This is a genomic window from Paenibacillus marinisediminis, from assembly GCF_054343325.1.
Genome location: NZ_JBTGUH010000002.1, coordinates 286,667 through 308,612, shown reverse-complemented (window position 1 = coordinate 308,612; position 21,946 = coordinate 286,667). Strand labels below are relative to the sequence as shown.

Here is a 21,946-nt window from a genome sequence, read left to right as displayed (position 1 = left end):
GCAGCGAGCCTGTATTGGCCAACAATTTGCGATGCAAGAAGCGGTTCTTGTACTGGGGATGGTTTTAAAGCATTTTGAAATTATCGACTACACGAACTATCAGCTAAAAGTAAAGGAAGCGTTAACGCTGAAGCCGGATGACTTCACGATGCGCGTTTGTTCCCGCGGCGATCAAGAAGTGTTCGTCGGAGCTGTTCCTGATACTAAGTCAGCTGCAGATTCATCAAATGAAGATGCCGCTCCCATGAACCGAGTAGAGGCACATAATACGCCGTTGCTCGTCTTATATGGATCCAATCTTGGCACAGCCGAAGGAATTGCGAGATCCTTAGCGGATACAGCTCGTTATCAAGGTTTCCGGACAGAGATTGCACCGCTTAATACTTGGACAGCTAAGCTTCCAAAGGAAGGTATTGTACTTATTGTAACAGCCTCCTATAACGGCAAACCGCCCAGCAATGCATACGAATTCGTGGAATGGCTTCAACAAGCAGATGATTCAGAGTGCGAAGGGGTACACTATGCTGTCTTTGGATGCGGGGATCATAATTGGGCCAGCACTTATCAAGCAGTTCCGCGTCTTATCGACGAGCAGCTTGCAGCCAAGGGGGCGATTCGTCTTACCTCGTTTGGCGAAGGCGATGCGAGTGGTGACTTTGAACTGCAGCTTGAGCAATGGCAGAACCAGCTAAGAGCGGATGTCTTAGCAGCACTTGGTTTGCAAGTTAGTGAGGAAGTTATCAAGGAAACGAACAACCTTACGGTGCAATTCGTCACCAGCATTGCTGGTACTCCATTGGTAGAATACTACGAAGCTTTCAATGCAAAGATCGTGGACAATCGTGAGCTGCAAAGCCCTGACAGTGATCGCAGTACTCGTCACATTGAGATTGCGCTTCCAGACGGAGTTAACTACTCTGAGGGGGATCATATCGGAGTTTTGCCTCATAATCGTAAGGACGCGGTAGAGCGAGTGCTGCGTCGTTTCCGACTCAATGGCAACGACCATCTGATTCTAAGTGCTGCGGGAAGAAGTGCGGCACATCTTCCATTGGAGAGACCTGTCAGCTTATTTGAACTACTCACTCACAGTGTAGAGCTGCAGGAATTCGCTAGTCGCGCCCAGCTGCGCGAGCTTGCATCTTACACAGTATGTCCTCCGCATAAGCGTGAGCTTGAGGCCTTGTTGGAAGAAGATACTTATAAGGCTGATGTGCAGAAGAAGCGGGTGACGATACTGGACCTATTAGAGCGGTATGAGGCGTGTGAAATGCCGTTTGAACGATTTCTCGAGCTGCTGCCGCCGCTGAAGGCAAGATACTATTCAATATCCAGCTCTCCTCGAGTTCGATCTGAGCAGGCAAGCATAACCGTAGGTGTAGTCCGCGGTCCTGCATGGAGCGGAACGGGCGAATATCGAGGCGTAGCTTCGAACTACCTAGCTGAACGTCAGCCAGGTGATTCGATTGACATCTTCGTACATACTCCAGAGTCAAACTTCCAACTGCCGGAGAGTGCGGCAACACCGATCATCATGGTGGGACCTGGCATAGGTGTAGCACCGTTCCGCGGCTTCCTTCAGGCGCGGCGCGCCATACAGGCGGAAGGTCAGCAGCTTGGTCCTGCACATTTGTTCTTCGGGTGCCGCAACGAATACGATTATATTTACCATGATGAGTTAGCGCAATATGTCCGTGACGGGATCGTAACGCTTCATACTGCAATGTCTCGTAAAGAGGGTGAGCCAAAGACCTATGTGCAGCATCTGATGGAGCGGGATGCACAGCAGTTAATCGAGATGTTGGATCAAGGCGGACACCTCTATATTTGCGGAGATGGCAGCAGAATGGCGCCAGATGTGGAAGCTACGTTAAAGCTGGCTTATGAACATGTTCATGGTGTAAATGAGCAGGAATCGGCAGCTTGGTTAGAGCAACTTCAAGACGATGGTCGAGTTGCTAAGGATGTCTGGGCGGGGATCTAAATACAACGATACGTCGACTCATACTAAACAGCATAGCGTGACACTAGAAATCGAATGGAGTTGTCTCTCATTAGACAGATCCATTTCTGTTATGAACTAAAACTGAAAGGTATAACAAAGAAATAATACACCAATGTTGACGTAAACTCCATTATAGTGTAATATTACACCAAGACAGAGAGGGGAGAGCATATGGATAAGAAAGAATTTATTAATCTGGTAAATGCTAAATTAAAGCTTATCCGAATTGAAAATGATTTATCGCAGGACAAAATGTCTGAAATGATCGGTTTATCTAAGAAAACATTAGTAGAAATCGAAAAAGGCAGGAGCACCCTTACTTGGGCTGGTGCAGTTTGTGTCGCAACGGTGTTTGAACACAGTGAGATCATCCAGATGACATTCGGGGATGATGTCAACGAAATTATCAAGACAATCGCGTTCAAACATTACAATAATAACTTCCCAAGGACTCTTGGGGGCAAAGTATGGTGGCGGGAACTAAGAGAATCGAACGGTTATATAATTCAACAAAATATTCTTTCACAACACTATAGAATTCTAGATAAAGAGAACTGTAGAGTATGTAGTTCATTTGAATTGGATGAGATTGAAAGAAGATTTACGGAATTGATACAATCGTAGTAGTTGATTCAACGAAACATAATTCATATCAAACTGTGGAAGGAATAGACTAACATGAAAAAAGTAATTATCACAACACTAGCTATTGCAATAACAATGGGAGTATCTACTTATACATTTGCAAATCCAAGTACAAACTCTGAACTCTCCAAAGAGGAGCTAGCGTATAGCAAATCAATTAATCCGAGTATTACAAGTTCGGAAGTGGATTCGCTAATAAAACAAAGAAAGCAATTAGATGAATTGCATAAACAATTAGAAAATTTAGAACTCGATTATGGAATTCTTGTTGATAATACAAAAGAGCCAAATAAAGAACCAATCAGCCTGAATGACTTAACAGCAGAGCAACGTGAAGATTATGTTCAATTAACGGATAAAATGTGGAGTGAAGAGCTGCGGTTTTTAGATGCTCAATATAACGCGGGACTCATTAAGGAAGATATTTATAATGAGGATAAGAAGAATTTCGAAGACTTTAGAGAACAAAATTCATTAGATAATCGCTAGTTGATACTGTACGAAAAAATGAGATATACCATATAAAAAAGTAAGAGAGTTGTTCAATCGAGCAGCTCTCTTTTCTATGCTTCCTATTACGTAACTATGATTCTGTTTACTAGAAAGGAAATATAGGGGGAAAGAACATGATATTGACTAACCTATTATTAACCATTTATAATGTGTCAAATTATATTAAGAACATTAAACAAGGGGGTATAACAATGTACAATCCAGAAAACAGAACAATCACTACCGAAAGATTGATTTTAAGAGCATTTGAATTATCCGATGCACAACGAGTCTGTGAGCTCTGCAATAATTATAATGTCTACAAAAGTACTTTGACGCTGCCTTATCCTTACCCCATTGATTGTGCAATATCATGGATTCAATCACATGAAGATAATTTTAACAATAGTAAATTCTATGAGTTTGCAATTGCTGATAAAAGTACCAACGAGCTGTATGGAGCTATTGGACTGTCAAATAATCAAACACATAGAAATGGCGAACTTGGATACTGGATAGGTGAGGAATACTGGGGTAAAGGATATGCAACTGAAGCAACAAAAGCAATCATTGAGTTTGCTTTTTCAGAAAAACATTATCATAGAGTGTATGCGAGATACTTTGCTTCAAATCCCGGCTCAGGACGGGTTATGCAAAAATCTGGCATGGTGCAAGAAGGTGTTCTCTTACAGCATATCTATAAAAAAATAAATTTGAAGACCTGATTCATTATGGAATTGTAAACACAGGAGTTTAAGCATTATCTACATAATAAATACTATTGGTTAGCATACAATGATCCGTTAGATGACGTCCTTTAGGAGGGTGTATATCTACTGGGTCATTTTTATGTTAAATGGTACAAGATCATTATTGGATGGAGGTGGAATATCAGGGCAATATATGTATTAAAATGTGAGTCGGAGGCTGGGGTTATGCTCGATTGGATCATGCGCTGGATAGACCAGAACGGATATATCGTATTATTTTTTGTTCCTATGCTTGAGCTGCTTTTTGTTCCTGTTTCCGCAGAGTTCGTAATGGGGTATTGTGGTGTTCTTGTATTTCAAGGGAAATTAAATTGGTTTATAAGTATATTGGTGGCTGCAACCGGCAGTTCGATCGGTATGACCCTTGCTTATTGGATCGGTTATAAATTGGGAACTCCATTTTTTGAAAAGTACGGCAGCCGCATTCATATGGGACCGGACCGATTAAATAAGGCTTCCCAATGGTTTCAGAGGTACGGAAATAAGGTTATCACCATTAACTATTTCATTACGGGCGTCCGACACATTACAGGGTATTTTTCAGGCATTACACGAATTCCATTTCGAACGTATATCATTTATGCATCCATTGGGGCTTTCTTGTGGGCCGCTACATTCGTTTCTTTAGGAAAACTCTTCGGGCCGGAATGGGACCGTTATCACGTCATAATAAAAAAATACGTGGTGGTTGTAACCATCATTATCGCAGTTGTGTTTGTGTTTTCTTTCCTCTATAAAAAATACAAGCCTCAAATCATTGAATTTTTCATGAATGTATTCAAAAAAGGGGAGGAGAAATTTCATTCCCCGCGCCGTGTAAAAACATTGATTGTTGTCACATTCGCAGTCTTCTTATCGCTGCTCGTTTTGATGATTGGTTTAATTCAAGATTTTTTAGCCAAAGAATTCGGGGACTTCGATATAGTGACCTCGTTTATTATCCACGCGATGTTTAACGAAAGCTGGTCATCTTTAATGAATAATTTCGCTTTCATAGCTTCTATCAAGGTCTTAGTACCTATCGTCTTATTAACACTGTTTTGGATTATGTTTAAAGGCAAAGATCGAGAGCTAGAAATTATATTTATGCTGATTGTCGTCATCGGTGGAGAAGTGTGGGAAGAAAGTTTAAGGCGTTTGTTTCACCGAACAGGACATTTAACTTCAATGGGTAATACACCATATACGTTTCCAAGCGAACAAACATTTATTACACTTGTTGTACTTGGTATTTGTGCTTATTTAGGGGTCCGACACGTTAGCAGCATTTGGATTCGATATGCAGTTTCTTTGATTGTGATGGCTGTTTGTTTATTCGTTGGTATAAGTCTTATATTTTTTGACGTGCAATTTCCAAGTGATGTTGCCGCAGGATACGTATTCGGTGGCGTCTGGCTTAGCTTGAATGTGGTTTTGTTAGAGGTTTTTCGTTTGTATAAATTGACAAGATGAACTTCTCAACCTAAATGTGTTTCGTTATTCGTTCGGATTGTAAGAGTGAATAATTTTTATAACCATACTTTACCGATATTCTATTATTACTTATGATAAACTTTCTAAAAGCATCTATTGAGCAGTTGGCTTTTGGGGTAGATGACTGAAAGATTAATTTGAGGGAGGCATCTTCAACATGCAAATCGAAAAGAGAGAAGAGATCCTAAAGCTGGTTGAGAGAATCTCTCCGGGTGCAAGAGATTTTGTGGATATCGCGATGAACAATAACGAGCTTACCATATATCACTACGAAGAATCTGCGGAAAATAACGGTGTATTTTGCGTGGCTAGCAACAATGAGTGTGATATTGCTTATGTTTCATTCGTTAATGATTTAGAGGATGAAGCTTTATTGGGATTGATTCAGCAACAGATCGAGCCTTATATGGTAAGTGGAGATAAAGAGCTATGTTTTAATATTTATGGGAGAAATACAAAAGTAATTGAGTTTGTTAGAAAAATGGGCTTTAAACAGGACATAGAGGGGTACATTCTATTTTACGATACAGAGGATATTCCAGTCGCCCCAAAGACTGAATTCATCGAGAAGACTTTTGAGGATTGGATGCTAGGGGATTTCATTACATTATTCGAACAAGGCTATTACCAACTAAATAAGGATAACGGTTGGGAAACCGATTGGTATTCGACGGATTCCGAGACTTTCCGATCGATGCTACATAGTAGAACTCTAGAGGATGAGTGTCGCTCCTTCTGGATCGAGGACAGATTGGTGGGAGCCTATATCATTGACGGAAACTATATCCGTGATCTTGTTATTTCACCAGAGTTTCAAAACAAAGGGTATGGAACTGCAATATTAGCTCATTGCATAAGACATTTGATTAAACAGAGAGAAATAAAGAAAGTCTGCCTGCGAGTTGCAAAATCAAATTCCGGAGCCATCAGATTTTACAAGAAAAATGGCTTCGAGGAATTGTCTTGTTTTTCTGAACATACCTTTATAACTCAATAAACGACAAGCAAAGGCTGCCTGCAGATCGATCTGGCAGCTTTTGTGCTAAGGTAACGGGTAGGCGATGTTAGAAGGTAGCAAACAACGGCCCGTTTAGTTATAATCATAATTTATATGAACCTACTAGATTTCTCTTCTTAATTGAACAGAATGTGAGGTGTTGGCATGGAAATCAAATTAATCGACCGCATAAAGGGCGGAATGTACGGAGTTGCTGTAGGCGACGCTCTTGGCGGTACAACAGAGTTTATGAGCACGCGGGAGATTGAGGTGAAGTACGGCTACTTGACAGAGATCATCGGCGGTGGGGTGTGGAACTTAGAACCGGGAGAAGTGACCGACGATACGATGATGACGCTTTGTGTTGCGGAAGGAATACTCGAAAATCCTGAAGAGCCGATGGAGGCGATCGGGCGTTTTTTTATGGAATGGTACCAATCGCGACCCAAAGACATAGGGAATATCATCCGTCATGTTTTTCAAAAATACGAGGGAGACTGGTTCGAAACGGCCTTTATTGCGCACATGGATTTGGGGCAAAGCGCCGGGAATGGATCCCTCATGCGATGCCTGCCAGCGGCACTGGCGTACAAGGACCCGGCGGACATTGACCGAGTGACGGTCATACAGTCACGGATGACGCATTATGATCCAAGGTGCGCCGAAGTCTGCGTCATATACAACCGAATAGCTCACCGCCTTCTACAGGGCGAAAACTTAAGAGCAGCCATCATGGCCGAAGTGGCGGGAAGTGAATACGAAGGCAACATTGAAGCGCAGCCGGATTGTGCGCCGAGCGGTTTTGTGGTGCATACCTTTCGGTGGGTACTACATATATTGCTCCATTCTTCAGATTTTGCAGGAGTTGTGCAGCAGGCGGCAAACCTAGGAGGAGATTCCGATACGATCGGCGCTATCTCCGGAGGGTTGGCAGGTATCTACTACGGCTATGAGGGCATTCCAGCCCGATATGCGGAGGCGATCCTCATCAAAGAGAGACTCGATCAGATGATTTCGCAGCTGTATGCATTGAAAACTTCATGATGGAAGTGGCACCATAGTAGAGTTGTTCGTTGAACATAGAATACAAGCGGCAGTCTAAGACTTTTTGTCCCGTTCCAAGGCTGCCGACTTTCTAAGCACGATGAATGGTGCAATGTGAATATAAGTTGAAATTGACACTTTCGGAAGGATGTTAGTTATGAGCGAGTCTAATCAAGAATATATCGTAATCTCGGCTGCGAGGGAAAACAATCTCAAGAACGTATCCTTGCGTATTCCCAAGCGGAAGATTACGATCTTCACCGGGGTATCTGGATCCGGCAAATCATCGATCGTCTTCGATACGATCGCTGCAGAATCAACGCGTTTGCTGAATGAAAACTTCAGCATGTTCGTACGTACTTTTCTGCCGCGCTATCCGCAGCCAGATGCGGATGCGATCGAAAACCTGAGCATGGCCGTAATTGTGGATCAAAAGCGGCTAGGCGGCGGATCCCACTCCACAATGGGCACGATCACCGATATTTCCCCCATTCTCCGTCTTCTCTTCTCAAGAGTGGGTCAGCCTCATGTTGGAGGAGTGAACATGTTCTCGTTCAACGATCCGCAAGGGATGTGTCCCGAATGTAACGGGATCGGTCGCAAACTAGGCGTTGACATGAGCAAGGCGGTGGACATGTCAAAGTCGTTGAATGAAGGGGCCATTATGCTGCCAGGCTATTCGGTGAATGACTGGGAATGGAACATGCTCGTGCAGTCTGGGTCCTACGATCTCGATAAGAAACTAAGGGATTATTCGGATGAGGATCTGGAGCAGCTGCTGTACGGCAAGGCAAGGAAAGTGAAGATGGATTTCGCCGGTAAGGCAACGAATATCACAGTGGAAGGCGCCATCGAGAAGTTCACTAACAAATACATCAAGCAGGATGTGAAGACGAAGTCTGAGCGCACACAAAAAACAGTTGCACCATACATCACCGAGTGCACGTGCCCAAGCTGTCAGGGTGCGAGACTGAGTCAAGCCACACTCAACTGCAAAGTCAATGGACTCAACATTGCGGAATTGTCCTCCATGGAGGTTAGCCAGCTTATTCGCGTCATTCAAGAGATTGACGATCCTGCCGCTGCGCCGGTCGTTAAGTCGCTGTCGGAGCGTTTGCAGCATCTGGTGGATATCGGACTTGACTACTTGACGTTAGACCGTGAGACAGATACTTTGTCCGGCGGCGAGTCGCAGCGTGTCAAGATGGTGAAGCACCTGAGCGGCAGTCTGGTGGATGTCACTTATATCTTCGATGAGCCCAGCGTGGGATTGCATCCCCGCGACGTACACCGGTTAAATGAATTGCTTCAAAAGCTGCGCGACAAGGGCAATACGGTGATTGTCGTTGAGCATGATCCCGATGTGATCAAGGTGGCGGATCATGTTGTCGATGTCGGTCCATACGCCGGCAGCCGCGGAGGGACCATCGTATATGAAGGAAGCTACCATGGCTTGCTGGACTCAGGCACACTGACTGGTAACTATATGAAGCGGCCGCTCCAGTTGAAGCACGATTGCAGGCAACCATCCGGCAAACTGACCGTCAAGGATGCCACACTGCACAACCTGCGGAACGTGAGTGTAGATATACCAACCGGAGTGCTGTCAGTCATTACGGGTGTCGCCGGCTCGGGCAAGAGTACGTTGATTAACGAAGTATTCCTCAGCCAGCATCCGGATGCGATCGTTATCGACCAGTCGGCGGTAGGCGTGTCAACACGCTCAAATTCTGCGACCTACACGGGTATTATGGATGATGTGCGCAAGGCGTTTGCTTCAGCGAACAAGGTCAATCAAGGCTTGTTCAGCTTCAACTCCAAGGGGGCTTGCGAGAACTGCCAAGGGCTGGGTGTTGTGTATACGGACCTTGCATTCCTGGATAGCGTGAAGCTGCCATGCGAAGTATGCGGAGGAAGACGCTTCAAGGAAGAGGTACTCGAGTACAAGTTGAATGGCAAGTCGATTGCAGAAGTGCTAGAGATGACAGTGGAGCAGGCTTTGGACTTTTTCCAGCTAAAAGAGGTTGTGCGCAAGCTCCAGGCGATGAGTGATGTGGGGCTGAACTATATTACACTTGGTCAGCCACTCAGTACGCTCTCTGGCGGCGAATGCCAACGCCTCAAGCTAGCAAGCGAACTGCATAAGCAAGGCAGCATATACGTGATGGACGAGCCGACGACCGGCTTGCATATGTCAGATATCGGTCACCTTCTAGGGATCATGAGCCGCCTCGTGGATGCCGGCAATACGGTAATCGTCATCGAGCACAACCTTGATGTGATCAGCCAAGCGGATTGGATCATCGATATGGGACCGGACGGAGGCAGCAAGGGCGGCCAGGTGGTGTTCGAGGGCACACCTCAGCAGATCATCCATGCGGAGCAGTCGATTACGGGAAGGTACTTGAAGTAAACCTGTAATGATAAATGGCGGCTCCATGGAGTCGCCATTCAACTACCTATAACTACTTCCGTCCCATTGATAGAATGAAATCAATTCTTGGTCCAGTTCGAGCCCAATTCCACTGCCGTCTGGAATGGTTATTTCTCCGTTCGAAGGGCGAATTGGGAGTAAACCAGTAAAAGGGTTATCCATAGCATCCCATTCCACGGGCTCAATGGAGTCCGATTCCATCTTACTCCACGGCTCTAAACAGGCTTGAGCAAAAAGGGCATATAGACGCGACAAGGCACCATCATAAGCATGCGGTGTTATGCGAACGCCAAAACTTCGGGCAAGGCTCAATAGCTCTCTGTAGCTGTCTATACCGGTCACGTGCAGAGGATCAGGTGTGATGAAATCGAGAGCATGCTGCGTAAAAAAGGGAATGAACTCTGTCGGCGCTTCGATATTTTCGCCGCCAGCCAATGGTATAACCAATCGGTTTCTAAGCAATGCGTATTCGGCAATATACTTGATCTGCAGGGGCTCTTCAAGCCACAGCAGATTAGGCCAGGCTTGAAGTAAAGACTGCCATTGCAGAGCAGCACTTATGTCATAGCTCTGATTGGCGTCCAAAGCGAGCTTGATTTTTCCATGTAACAAAGATTGCAACGTAGTGATATGTTCTTGATCCTCGGCGATCGATTTTCCGCCTATTTTGACCTTGACCTTTTCAAACCCCTGATTGACCGACTTTTCAATAGCTGCAAGAGATTGCCTTTGCCAGTCCGTATCTTCAGAATAGGACTGAAAAGAGGCATAGACGGGCACTTTGTCACGAAACTTACCGCCCCACAAGTTACATACCGATACCCTGCATGCTTTGGCCATTATTTCGGTTAACGCCATGCTGACGGCGGTAGCGGCGCGCGAATGCCATTTTTTTATGGTTTGAACGATTTTTATTCTGTCAAAAATCGATTTGCCTATTAAATAGGGTATGATTCGTTCATGAAAACCTTTATGCAAGGTTGGAAGCCAATCGGTGCATTCTCCCCATCCGTCGATCCCCATATCGGTCGTAATGTGAATCAAATAACAGGTGCGGTACGCTTTTATCCCGTTGGCATCGCCATAAGGCTTAGGTAGGCGATAGAAGAGTGGAAAGGTTTCTATATTGCGAATCTTCACGGAACTTCACCTCCTCAACTGTTTACAATAACGCCGCCTGTTACATGTATGAATTGCCCGGAAATATAGGACGAGTCATCCGATGCCAAAAATACATAAGCGGGTGCAATCTCGCAAGGTTGGCCTGCTCGACCCATTGGATTTTTCTCTCCCCACTTCGCGACTTGATCAGCAGGGAACGACGCGGGAATAAGTGGCGTCCATATACTTCCCGGGACAACACCGTTCACACGAATGCCCCTGCTGTGCAGCGATTTCGAGAGAGACCTGGTAAAAGCAACGATGGCGCCTTTGGTGGATGAATAATCGATTAGCTGTTCATTACCCTCATAGGCCGTGAGGGAAGCGGCGTTGATGATGCTGCACCCTTGTTTCATATGAGGAAGGGCAGCCTTCGTTAAATAAAACAACGAGAAAAAGTTGGTTCGAAACGTTTTCTCCATTTGTTCGGAGGTAATGTTCTCCAAACTGTTCTGCACATGCTGCTCGGCAGCATTATTTACAAGAATATCTATCTTGCCGAATTGTTTAACGGTTTGTTCCACGATTTGTTTGCAAAAGGCTTCTTGGCCGATATCCCCAGCTATACACAGACATTTTCGTCCTTTTTGCTCGACAACCTGTTTGGTCTCTTCCGCATCCGAATGTTCGTTTAGATATACAATGACGACATCGGCGCCTTCTTTCGCGTAAGCCACGGCAATCGCGCGTCCTTGACCGCTGTCTCCTCCGGTAATGATGGCAACTTTATCTGTTAACTTACCGCCCGGTTTGTAGTTCGGATCGTCATAGATGGGACGTGGGTTCATCAAAGACTCAATACCGGGTTGCACGTCCTGGTGCTGAGAAGGATAGGGCGGTTTAGGCATAGTTACGGGTGAAGGATGTTTTTCATTTTCAGTTGCCATGGCTTCAAGCTCCTTTATTGTTGGTTTCGAAAATCCGGATGCGTGATTTTCGCCGTCGGGACATCAATCAGGTAGGGTCTGGAGGATGATTTCGCTTCATTAAGGGTTGTCCGCAGCTGATCGTTCGTTTCCGCTCGTTTGGCTATCCATCCTGACGCTTCTGCGATTTGGACGAAATTCGGATTGGAGATATCCGTCTCAAACGGACGGAGATGTTTCATTGCCATTTTGTCCTGTTCCATTTGAAGTGTTCCGTTATTGAAAATGATGACGATAATAGGTAATCCGTACCGTGAGGCTGTAGTCAAATCCGCTTGTACCATTCCTAATCCGCCATCCCCTGTAATACATAGGACTTGGCGATTGGGATAAGAGCATTTCGCAGCCATTGCGGCCGGTAATCCAAAACCCATCGTTCTCCATCGCTCCGATAGCACTAGCTGATGAGCTGTTCCCCTGAAACTTCTCAGAAACCATAGGGTGACATCTCCTTCATCTAGAGCAATGATCGCGTCATCGTCAATGGTTTGTTCAATGACGCTGACAATGGATGCGGGATGAAGCGGCGAAGATATGATGGCACGTTCCCGTTCATTTTGCTTATTCCAGGCTTGTTTGCATTGGTTTACGAGTAGCAGCCAATTTGGATCGGGACTGTAATTTGTCAAGCCTTCGGAAAGGGTATGAATCGTCTCCGCGATATTACCTACGACGCCGATCTGAGCAGGTATGATTCGCCCGATGGCTGAGGCCCGTTCTTCGATATGGATCACTTGCGCATTTTCAGGAACATGATCTTCAGGCCACCAAGATGTTCCGATGGCAAGTACTATATCGGATTGCTTAAACAGATCGCTTGCATAAGGATTTCCGCCTTCACCCAGACCAGCCAAATGACTAGGGTGAGAATTCGCTACGATGCCCTTAGCCCCGTAACTCATGACGATTCCGCATCCCCAACGATCGGTCAATTTCCGGATCGCGTCACCAGAATGACTGGCTCGATTGCCGACAAGGATCGTTGGGCGTTTCGCCGCGAGCATTAGGTTCATCGCATGTCGGATTGCGCTCTGTTCTGATGCTTGATTTGCGATCTGGATCGGTTTGCGTGGTTTTGCCCCGCAGGGAAGTGTCCATATATCGGAAGGTATGGATAGATGAACGGGCGTTGCTTGTTTATCTGCCGTAAACATGGCCTGCGTAATAGCGTCAATCACAGAATCGGGGTGGATAACGATCCGGCTAAAGCCGGTGATCGCTTGAACCAGTCCCTGTTGATCGATATATTGCTTGTATTCCGTTCCAATTTTGCGGGTTGGCGCCTGTCCGGAAATGGCCAAAACTGGAGCATTGTCTAAGAAAGCATCCCCAAGTCCGGTCATTAAATTAGTCAAACCAGGTCCCATTTGCACGGCGCATACCCCAATACGGCCGGTTAACTTGGCTTCGGCGGACGCCATCATGGCAGCGACAGATTCATGCTTTACGCCAATCCATTCCATATCATTCTGGCGGGAGAGACCATCTATCAAGCCAAAAATAGAGTCCCCGATCACTCCGTAAATCCGTTTGACTCCCCACAGTTTCAGCTGCTCGATGATGACATCCGCAACATTCATCTCCCAACATCTCCTTGCCTTTTTCTTAGTATGAGTGCTAATGCTGTACATTATGACCACGTTTGGATGTATTTTCTGGATGCTGGGCATGCTAAAATCATCCAAAACTTAATGAATAGAGGGAGATCGCATGTATTGGGATGCTTGGCCCATTGCACGAATACTGATTCTGTTTGTAAGCCTGGCTTTCTTGCTGTTGGGGATTCAGGTAACAATGTTTCATTACAGGCAAAATTTTCACCATAAGGCGATGTGGGCTCCGGTTATTTCTTCACCGATTTTTTTTATAGTAGGACTTGCCCTAACAATTTATAATGCTTCATGGTTAAGTGGATTATTTCAGGTCTTGATGTGGTTCGGGGTAGTTTTCGGGCTAATCGGATTTTATTTTCATTTTCGGGGGGTTGGTGTCAGAGTTGGCGGATGGGCGCTGCGCAATTTCCTGATCGGACCGCCAGTTATACTACCATTAATGTTTACGGCCATAAGCGTTCTTGGGCTAATCGCGGTCTATTGGAGGGAATCGATATGAGCGGAAATACGCGATACCCTTCCTTTAACGTTCTGGACGAAAAAGATGAGTGGGATGATCATACCCAACAAATTGTGACTTCGAGAACGAATGCAAAAGTAAGTTTTCAGTTTATAAACGAACGTGAAGCTGATATTTTACGCTGCTTTTGCAGTTTGCTGGTGGATGATAGTTCACCAGAAGCCCTTGAGTTTATCGTTGCCCATATCGACCATACGTTATTTTCATCGCCAGGAGAAGGTCAGAGGAAAGTCGACGTACCGAAAGCACCGGAATTGATCCGGCAAGGGCTCACGGCAATCGATAAGTGTTCACAACAGAAGTATTCCGACTCGTTCGTTAAATTAAATGCCGAACAACAAAAGCAGATGATTCAGGACATCAGCACGGCGAAAGCGAAACCGTCAGAGATATGGAACGGACTTCCTCAGAAGGACTTATTCAACAAGCTGATGCGGCTCACAGTTGAATCCTACTGCTCCCACCCGCGGGTTTGGTCGGAGATCGGCTATGCGGGGCCGGCTTATCCGAGGGGATATGTACGAACGCAGCTCGGACAATTGGATCCATGGGAGGCGAAAGCGGAACATGAAGCGTAAATATGAAAATGAAGAAGTAGATTGTGTCATAGTAGGTGCTGGAGCTGCGGGAGGGGTGCTGGCCAAAGAGTTAAGTGAAGCCGGACTTTCTGTCGTTGTGCTGGACGCAGGACCTATGCGCGATCCCCAGAAGGATTTTGCCAGCGATGAGCTTTCCATGAGGAATCTTGGTTGGCAAGATACGCGAATCGTGGACGGCGGTGATCCGCTCACTATGGGCCATAACAATTCCGGCCGCGGAGTTGGCGGCGGAACCGTTCATTTTACGGGCGTGTTTCTGCGCTTTCAGGATCTGGACTTCAAGGCAAAAACAATAGACGGGATCGGTGAAGATTGGCCGATCAGCTATGAGGATCTTGAGCCGTATTACACCCGAACGGAAAGAGATATTGCGGTTTCGGGACCGAAGTATTTTCCGTGGGGGCATTTTAATGGACCATATCCTTATCCGGAGAGGGAACCGTTAAGTCCCAATGCCTACCTGTTCATGAATGGTTGTGACAAGCTGGGGATTCGTTCGTCCGTTGCACCGCTAGCTATATTATCCGCACCTTTTGAAGGACGTCCTCCGTGCATTAACCGTGGTTTTTGCAACCAGGGCTGTATGCCTGACGCCAAATTCAGCACGCTCATCGTGCACATCCCGAAAGCGATCAAGGCCGGAGCCGAGGTGTTGCCTGATTGCATGGTGACGCAAGTGTTGATGGGTAAAGACGGACTAGCTAGAGGCGTGACGTTCGTTCATAAAGGAAACATGTATGAACAAAAGGCCAAGATGGTCATCCTTAGTGCGTTTGTAGTAGAGACGCCCAGACTGCTGCTTAATTCAGCAAATGCACAGTTTCCGGACGGACTCGCAAACAGTAGCGGCATGGTTGGAAAATCAATCATGGTTCATAGCAGTAATGACGTGTATGCAAAGTTCGATCACGAGGTGCGATTGTATAAGGGGACGCCGGTACTCGCGACAACTCTTGATTTTTATCGAACAGACCCGAACCGTGATTTCGTTCGCGGATATACCCTTCATGCCCATGGTTCTAGACCGGTTGAGTTTGCGAACGGGATTTCCAAAGCAGAAGGAGGCCCAATTTGGGGGGAGCGACTCAGGCAGGCACTATTGGACTATAATCATTACGGTAGAATCACTTTAGTCGGCGAAGTATTACCGAATCCCAAGAATCGCGTGACCCTGGTGGATGAGAAGGACGAATATGGTTTGCCGCGCGCAAAAGTTACATTTAGCTACGGACAGAACGACCAAAAACTAATCAAACACGCGGTGAGCACGATGAGCTCCATATTAGAAGCGGAGGGCGGTAAGGTCGATTTCGTCGTTCCGGACACAGCTCATATGATGGGTGGGTGCCGCATGGGGAATAACCCTACTGATTCGGTCGTCAATTCTTACGGGCAGAGTCATGACATCTCCAACTTGTTCATTTGCGACGCAAGCATTTTCGTCACTTCCGGCGCGGGGAACCCGACCAACACCGTCATGTCGCTTGCGTTACGAACGGCCGATTACATAAAAGAAATCTTGAAGAAAAGGGAACTAAAGGCAAGCCAGGGATAACCGGCTTGCCTTTAGTGTAATGTGTTTCTATTCTATGTACTTTAATGGGGGCTGCTATAGCTCACCTTTTTGTCTTCAATCATAAGCTTGCCGGCTTCCTCTTTGGACAAGTTCGAAGTATCGTATTTCTTGCCTGATTTGTTCTCGAATTCCCGAATGGCAGCAATCTGAGTACGTGTGGTCAATTGTTCGTGGATAAGCCATTCGATATTGCCTGAAGCGATCTTCATAGCTACCTCCTTAATTAGCTCAGCCTTCTTATCAAATGCTTTAATTTTATAACCTAAATAACGCTATGCCGATACATCAAACAAGTCGATTATGGTCAGTTACCACCATGATTGACCTGTTTTTTTATTATCTTCGTTTTCTCACAGTTTTTTGAAATCAATCGCAACTGTGAAATACGCCACTACGATAGGGAAGATGAGAAGGTAATAAAGTGTATCTGTCACATTAATCTATATGTTATTAAAAAAATCGCGAGGGTTATACATCTTTCAATTCACATTTATCCATATTATCGCTTTGGTCTTCAATTTTGGTAGCATTGTTCCTTTGTGATCCTCAAGGTAACTTTTATAGGGATAAATTACCCACTCGATTCTGTCTGCGCAAGAAAATGAACATAAACGTATCTCGCGTGAGCTGCATGACGGAATAGGTCAGTCGTTATATAGTATTTTGATTTAAACGGAAGTATTGAAAGCTTCAATTGAGTCGGAGGAGCACACCCCAACAGACGAGCCAATGCGTGCCTTGCAGGAATCCATTCGCTATACCATCGAAGGTATCCGGGATTCGAGATTAACTAAGTAAAGTGGGAACGTAGACCCTGTGAGATATAGGAGGGTAAGCCGCGAAGGTATATGTGATTCTATTTCTATGTACTTTAATGAGGCTGATACAGCAAGTATCTTCGTTGGTTGGTCTATAGGCTATTGATTCAGACCCACCTTCCGGTTTAGGTTTCATTGTGTATTGCTCAACTTTTTACTTTCTTCAATCAAAAGCTTGCCGGCTTGCTCTTTGGACATGTTGGAAGTATCGTATTTCTTGCCTGATTTGTTCTCAAGTTGCCGTATGGCGGTAAGCTGAGTACGTGTTGCCATTTGCTCGCGGATAAGCCGTTCGATATTGCCTGAAGCGATCTTCATAGCTACCTCGGGATCATCTATAGCCTCTAGCAGCATATACATCGCTTGTATCGCATCTTTTTCGCTTGAGATGCCGTATCCCGAATCCGTACTTATCAGGAAGCGGTCAGGAAATTCCTTAATGACCGGAACATAATCCTCCAGCTTAAATGCACTAGATGGATTGAATGCCGTAAAGCCTTCAAAAAAATCTGCATAAACATTCGAGTGTTCCTTAAGCAGTGATCGAATATTATCGGGAGAATTGTAGGCATTTGCATGTGCAAAAATAAATATCGTGTCCGGATACTTTTTTGCCGCTTCCTCCAATTTCAGTATGGGATAGCCTTCGGGCGGATCGATGTGCATCAATATAGGCGCCTTATACTGTGCGCATAACTCATAGATGTCAGGCAGGAAGCCATCCATTGGGTGCTGTGTCTTCCAGCTGGAATGTGCCAGCGCTTCCGAGTATGTAGAAGCGACGGCAAGCTCTCCTAATCCGAAGAAGCCCTTCTCCAAATATTCCTCTGCCACTTGCACCCCGGATTCCTCCAATAAATTAATGCCTGAAGCGAAGGGGATGAATCGTTCGGGATGCTGCTGATAAGCTTCCCATGCGATTTCATCCGTATACACGGCACTCGGGTCTGATACATTTCCGAATAACACGATCCGATCCACACCATATCGATTCCACATCCTATCAATCTTCAAACGGAACTCATAATTTGTCGCACTATGATTATGAGCGTCTACCAGTTTCATGTCCTTGTATTGTTGGGTCCAATCTTCTAATGTCTTCACATGTGGCTTTGTAGTCGCCGTTTCCAACGTTTCTATTTCATTTTGCTCCAGTGTAGGTTGGAAAATAGATTCATCCGTTTGAGCAGGCCGATATACAAATAAGGCTGTTGAAGAGATAGCTAGTAATGCCAGAAGTAATGCTGCGCGTATCTTGTATCGCTTCGTCATAATGGACCTCCTATCCCGACAGCCATACAGTATGTACCACTGTCTTTATATTAGATTTAGATTATGGAAATGAAAATAGACTTTTTTGTGTTCAGGGATTCTTAACTTCAAAAGAACGAAAACCGATATAACAAATATACGTAATGGGAGTAACTGGATTATACGAAAATAGAAAAAGAGGGGATGACTGTACGATGGTTTCAAGATTAAACAGGAGAGGTGCCTGGTCAAGGTGGTTAGTTAGAACGTTAATTCTCTGCATTCTGCTTAGCGGTACATCAGGCATTCTAACAGCAGACTCATTTATTGCCTATGCCGATTCAAGTTTATCATCGTTTTCCAAAGACCAAGTGGAGGCGCTGCAGTTTCTTAATGATATAAGGACCAAGTCGGGACTCCAGCCTTTAACGTTGGATCCTCATGTTACGCAGGCGGCTGTAGCCCATGCTATGTATTATAATCAGAATAAAGAGGAGAAGGTTACACTCAAGGCACATACGGAGGAGTCTGGAAAGCCGGGATTTACAGGCAGCAACGTATCAGACCGCATTAAAGCCGCCGGATATAGTTATAAGACCCGGTATGGTGGTGCAACAGGCGAGGTTATGGGCTTTCAAAAGAAGACCAGCACGGATGCCATGAAGGAATGGCTGAACACCGCTTACCATCGCAGAATTATTATGGATCCCCAATACCAGGTAATCGGCATCGGCTTGGTTGACGGCACTGCTGTTGTTAATGTGGTAGGCGAGTTTCTAAACATCTCTCCGACTCCAACCGGCCTTTCGGTCTATCCTTATGATGGAATGACCAACTCCGGGGTTGGATTTTATGGGCGTGAAATTCCGAATCCCCTGCAGCAGTTTGGGATCGATTACTCAGGTATGATTATCTCTGCCACGGCGGATGAGAATGTTGCTTCGTACCAGGCAGTCATCACGGATGAAAAGGGGAATGTTATTCCTTATTACCATGAGCTAAGCCACAGTAGAACGATTTTTCTCTATCCAAAAGAAATATTGCAGGGCTATCACACCTATACTGTTTCTGTGGAAGCTGTACTAACTGACTCGGGCAAAAAGCTGAACCGGACCTGGTCGTTTACAACCGGGAAGGGACGCGAGCTGCAATCGATCTATGCGCTTTATCCGGAGCTTGTGATCAACACCGGAAGCCCTGAACAGCTCGTCATTCATGGCCGTTACGATGACAGGACAACTCAAGTCAACCCGCCCAGTCTTGTATTTTCAAGCAGCAAAGAAGCTGGCCTGACCATCACATCCGGTGGGGTAGTAACCGGAAATAAAGCGGGTAGCTATACCGTTACAGTACGTACAAGCAGCGGGTATAACACCGATATTAAGGTCACTGTTCTGGACAAGCTGAAGACCAAAAAATACACTGCTTCAAATCCAGCAGCGTTTGTTGATATTAAGGGCCATGAACAGCAGACATCGATCGAATGGGCGCTGAATACAGGAGTAATGTCCGGATATGCCGACGGAACCTTCAAGCCTGATCAGACGGTTAGTGAAGCAGAGTTTTGGGTCATGTTTCTGAAGATGCTAAACATCCATTATGACGCTTACAAGCCTGCTAAAGCCACGTACTGGGCCGACGGGGCTTACCAGATTGCCAAGAGCCGAAATATACCTCTAGCTGGGATCAGCGATGTAAAAAAAAGAAACCAAGCCATGACACGAGAGAAGGCAGCGGACATCATTGCAGCGGCAGACGGTAAAAATTTCACCAAGACGGTGCAGTACGTGCTCGCCATGGACTATGTCCGTGGAGTTACATCGAGATCTATTCAGGGCTTTGAAGGATATAAACAGATGACCCGAGCGGACGCAGCCGCAATGCTGCATTATCTCCAGCCCAAGCTGAAGGAGATAAAAGGTCGACCTCAGTCCATAACGCCAGATGAGGCGCTGCCTAAGATGCCTGTTAATGAATATTATAAAAAGCCTGACAAACTGGAAGACCGATCGATTAACGCAGAGTATACAACTGAAGGGATCTTGATAGTGGAGGGGAAATTTCAGAACATTGCCGGGGAAACCCATACCTTGCTGGTGCAAAAAAAGAATCCTGAAACCGGAAAGGTAGAAGCGCTTCATGAGTTCGAGGTCACGGCGGACGAGCAGGGAAACTTCACATTCAAGGCGCCGACCTCCTATGATGAAGATGCTCTGGTTCTTTTCCTGAAGGTTATGAAAATAAACACCTACTATAACATCAATGTGACTCGGGGGACAATTAATACGGAGACATATTCATAAACATAGTATTTTAAAATGATGATCTAACCTACATTCCTTTCCCGGTACGTATCTCCGGGGAAGGTTTATTTCGTTCTTATGGGTTCTTGCTAAATGGAGCGCTGAACTAACGAAGCAGGATAATTCAACTATAATTGTTTTTGCTAATCAGTTTATCAGTAGAAACTGTTAAACTGTACATATATCTATTATAAATACGTTACGATCTAAAGGAGAGATGCTATGACTTATAACGAGGTTGTTAAAATCGGTGATGCATATTTACTTCCATTAATATCAGAGTTGTATGGATTAGAAGGCTATGCAATTCAGCAGATTCCGCCACATGAAGGAGGCCGGAATGTCGTCTATACCTGTGAGAAAGAAGGCGTGGGCGCAAAAATACTTCGAATTGCATTCTTGCCTGACAGGAGCCGGGAAGATTTTCTAGGTGAAATGGAATATGTGAGGTATCTATTTGAGCACGGTGGCAGCGTCTCAAATGTCATCAGCTCCCGGCAGGGGAATCTGCTGGAAGAGATAACTCATCAGAATCACACCTTTTATGTCTGCCTGTTTGAAAAGGCTAATGGAAAACTGCTGGTAGAAAATCACTATCAATACCGGGAAGGAGCTCCAATTACCGAATATTATTATAATTGCGGTAAAGTCCTGGGGAAACTGCACCAAATATCGAAAGGGTATACTCCTGTCCATAGTCGGTATAGTTTTTTTGATAAATACAATGCTGATTATATCGATAAACTGATCCCCGACTCGTTATCACTACTCAAGAAGAAGCTGGTAGAGCTCCTTAAAACCTTAGAAGGATTGGACAAGAACCATGAGTCTTTTGGTATGGTCCATTTTGATTATAACGATGGGAATTATTCAATAGATTTTGATACCGGGCAAATCACCGTCTATGATTTCGATAATTCATGTAACTGTTGGTATATGTTTGACCTGGCAGGTCTCTGGAGAAGCGGAGTGGGCTGGATACAATTCGAACCAGACGTCAGTAAACGTAAAAAGTTTATGGATGATTATTTTGAAATCGTCCTCGCGGGATACAGATCCGAGACCAAGATCGAAGATTCGATGTTGGATAAGTTACCCTTATTTATTCAGGTAAATTTCATGGAAAATATTGTTGATGCATTCGAAGTGATGCAGAACAACGGTGAGGAACCGGAGTGTGACGAGGAACTGTCGTACCTCATAAAATGTTTGGAAGACGATATCCCGTATATGGGATTCTTCCATGAGATTTACTCGTGTGAAGAACCCTTTGAGTATGAGGAACGAGATATTTAGTCTTTTTGTATCAGTCATTGTTA

The 21,946-nt window shown here is 45.2% G+C and carries 16 protein-coding genes and 3 pseudogenes; 14 read left to right on the top strand and 5 right to left on the bottom strand.

What is annotated here, in order from left to right; genetic code table 11:
* Window position 1 precedes the first annotated feature (1 nt).
* From ACXX53_RS07175 to ACXX53_RS07140, 8 genes and pseudogenes are all read left to right on the top strand, one after another.
* Window positions 2–1,984 (top strand): annotated as a pseudogene (locus ACXX53_RS07175) (bifunctional cytochrome P450/NADPH--P450 reductase); the annotation flags it as partial.
* A 192-nt stretch (window positions 1,985–2,176) separates the two neighbouring features.
* On the top strand, window positions 2,177–2,629 hold the full coding sequence (locus ACXX53_RS07170; RefSeq protein WP_458567944.1) for a helix-turn-helix transcriptional regulator: 453 nt from the start codon (window positions 2,177–2,179) through the stop codon (window positions 2,627–2,629).
* Between the two features lie 54 nt (window positions 2,630–2,683).
* On the top strand, window positions 2,684–3,139 hold the full coding sequence (locus tag ACXX53_RS07165; protein WP_458567943.1) for a hypothetical protein: 456 nt from the start codon (window positions 2,684–2,686) through the stop codon (window positions 3,137–3,139).
* 215 nt (window positions 3,140–3,354) lie between these two features.
* Window positions 3,355–3,899: pseudogene (locus ACXX53_RS07160) on the top strand (GNAT family N-acetyltransferase).
* Between the two features lie 178 nt (window positions 3,900–4,077).
* Entirely contained in the window at window positions 4,078–5,364 is a 1,287-nt protein-coding gene (locus ACXX53_RS07155) for a VTT domain-containing protein (RefSeq protein WP_458567942.1), read from the top strand.
* A 178-nt stretch (window positions 5,365–5,542) separates the two neighbouring features.
* Window positions 5,543–6,382, top strand: a complete 840-nt coding sequence (locus tag ACXX53_RS07150) for a GNAT family N-acetyltransferase (RefSeq protein ID WP_458567941.1) — start codon at window positions 5,543–5,545, stop codon at window positions 6,380–6,382.
* 165 nt (window positions 6,383–6,547) lie between these two features.
* Window positions 6,548–7,426, top strand: a complete 879-nt coding sequence (locus tag ACXX53_RS07145) for an ADP-ribosylglycohydrolase family protein (RefSeq protein WP_458567940.1) — start codon at window positions 6,548–6,550, stop codon at window positions 7,424–7,426.
* 157 nt (window positions 7,427–7,583) lie between these two features.
* Window positions 7,584–9,839 carry an ATP-binding cassette domain-containing protein gene (locus ACXX53_RS07140; protein WP_458567939.1) on the top strand — a complete coding sequence of 752 codons (2,256 nt, stop codon included), beginning with the start codon at window positions 7,584–7,586 and terminating at the stop codon, window positions 9,837–9,839.
* A 42-nt stretch (window positions 9,840–9,881) separates the two neighbouring features.
* Here ACXX53_RS07140 and ACXX53_RS07135 read toward each other — a convergent pair whose 3' ends face one another.
* The 3 genes from ACXX53_RS07135 to ACXX53_RS07125 are packed head-to-tail and all read right to left on the bottom strand — an operon-like array spanning window position 9,882 to window position 13,527.
* Window positions 9,882–11,000 carry a mandelate racemase/muconate lactonizing enzyme family protein gene (locus ACXX53_RS07135; protein WP_458567938.1) on the bottom strand — a complete coding sequence of 373 codons (1,119 nt, stop codon included), beginning with the start codon at window positions 10,998–11,000 and terminating at the stop codon, window positions 9,882–9,884.
* 14 nt (window positions 11,001–11,014) lie between these two features.
* Complete coding sequence (locus ACXX53_RS07130; protein ID WP_458567937.1) at window positions 11,015–11,908, bottom strand: SDR family oxidoreductase; 894 nt, start codon at window positions 11,906–11,908, stop codon at window positions 11,015–11,017.
* A 14-nt stretch (window positions 11,909–11,922) separates the two neighbouring features.
* Window positions 11,923–13,527, bottom strand: coding sequence for a thiamine pyrophosphate-binding protein (locus ACXX53_RS07125; protein WP_458567936.1), 1,605 nt, complete (start codon window positions 13,525–13,527; stop codon window positions 11,923–11,925).
* Between the two features lie 130 nt (window positions 13,528–13,657).
* On the opposite strand from ACXX53_RS07125, the gene ACXX53_RS07120 reads away from it, so the two are divergent.
* The 3 genes from ACXX53_RS07120 to ACXX53_RS07110 are packed head-to-tail and all read left to right on the top strand — an operon-like array spanning window position 13,658 to window position 16,234.
* Complete coding sequence (locus tag ACXX53_RS07120) at window positions 13,658–14,059, top strand: hypothetical protein (protein WP_458567935.1); 402 nt, start codon at window positions 13,658–13,660, stop codon at window positions 14,057–14,059.
* The gene (locus tag ACXX53_RS07115; RefSeq protein ID WP_458567934.1) at window positions 14,056–14,658 is read left to right on the top strand and encodes a gluconate 2-dehydrogenase subunit 3 family protein; all 603 of its coding nucleotides are present in this window, start codon (window positions 14,056–14,058) and stop codon (window positions 14,656–14,658) included. Before ACXX53_RS07120 ends, ACXX53_RS07115 begins: the two co-directional genes overlap by 4 nt.
* Window positions 14,648–16,234, top strand: a complete 1,587-nt coding sequence (locus tag ACXX53_RS07110; RefSeq protein WP_458568363.1) for a GMC family oxidoreductase — start codon at window positions 14,648–14,650, stop codon at window positions 16,232–16,234. The genes ACXX53_RS07115 and ACXX53_RS07110 overlap by 11 nt, the downstream gene beginning before the upstream one ends.
* Before the next feature lie 41 nt (window positions 16,235–16,275).
* Here ACXX53_RS07110 and ACXX53_RS07105 read toward each other — a convergent pair whose 3' ends face one another.
* Window positions 16,276–16,464 carry a hypothetical protein gene (locus ACXX53_RS07105; protein ID WP_458567933.1) on the bottom strand — a complete coding sequence of 63 codons (189 nt, stop codon included), beginning with the start codon at window positions 16,462–16,464 and terminating at the stop codon, window positions 16,276–16,278.
* Between the two features lie 376 nt (window positions 16,465–16,840).
* On the opposite strand from ACXX53_RS07105, the pseudogene ACXX53_RS07100 reads away from it, so the two are divergent.
* Window positions 16,841–16,924, top strand: a pseudogene (locus ACXX53_RS07100) (histidine kinase); the annotation flags it as partial.
* 281 nt (window positions 16,925–17,205) lie between these two features.
* Here the strand turns inward: ACXX53_RS07100 and ACXX53_RS07095 are convergent.
* Entirely contained in the window at window positions 17,206–18,345 is a 1,140-nt protein-coding gene (locus ACXX53_RS07095; RefSeq protein WP_458567932.1) for an amidohydrolase family protein, read from the bottom strand.
* A 194-nt stretch (window positions 18,346–18,539) separates the two neighbouring features.
* Here ACXX53_RS07095 and ACXX53_RS07090 point away from each other — a divergent pair, with 194 nt between their 5' ends.
* Both ACXX53_RS07090 and ACXX53_RS07085 read left to right on the top strand, forming a co-directional pair.
* Window positions 18,540–20,627, top strand: coding sequence for a CAP domain-containing protein (locus ACXX53_RS07090; protein ID WP_458567931.1), 2,088 nt, complete (start codon window positions 18,540–18,542; stop codon window positions 20,625–20,627).
* Window positions 20,628–20,849: 222 nt separating this feature from the next.
* Complete coding sequence (locus ACXX53_RS07085) at window positions 20,850–21,923, top strand: phosphotransferase enzyme family protein (protein ID WP_458567930.1); 1,074 nt, start codon at window positions 20,850–20,852, stop codon at window positions 21,921–21,923.
* Window positions 21,924–21,946 lie beyond the last annotated feature (23 nt).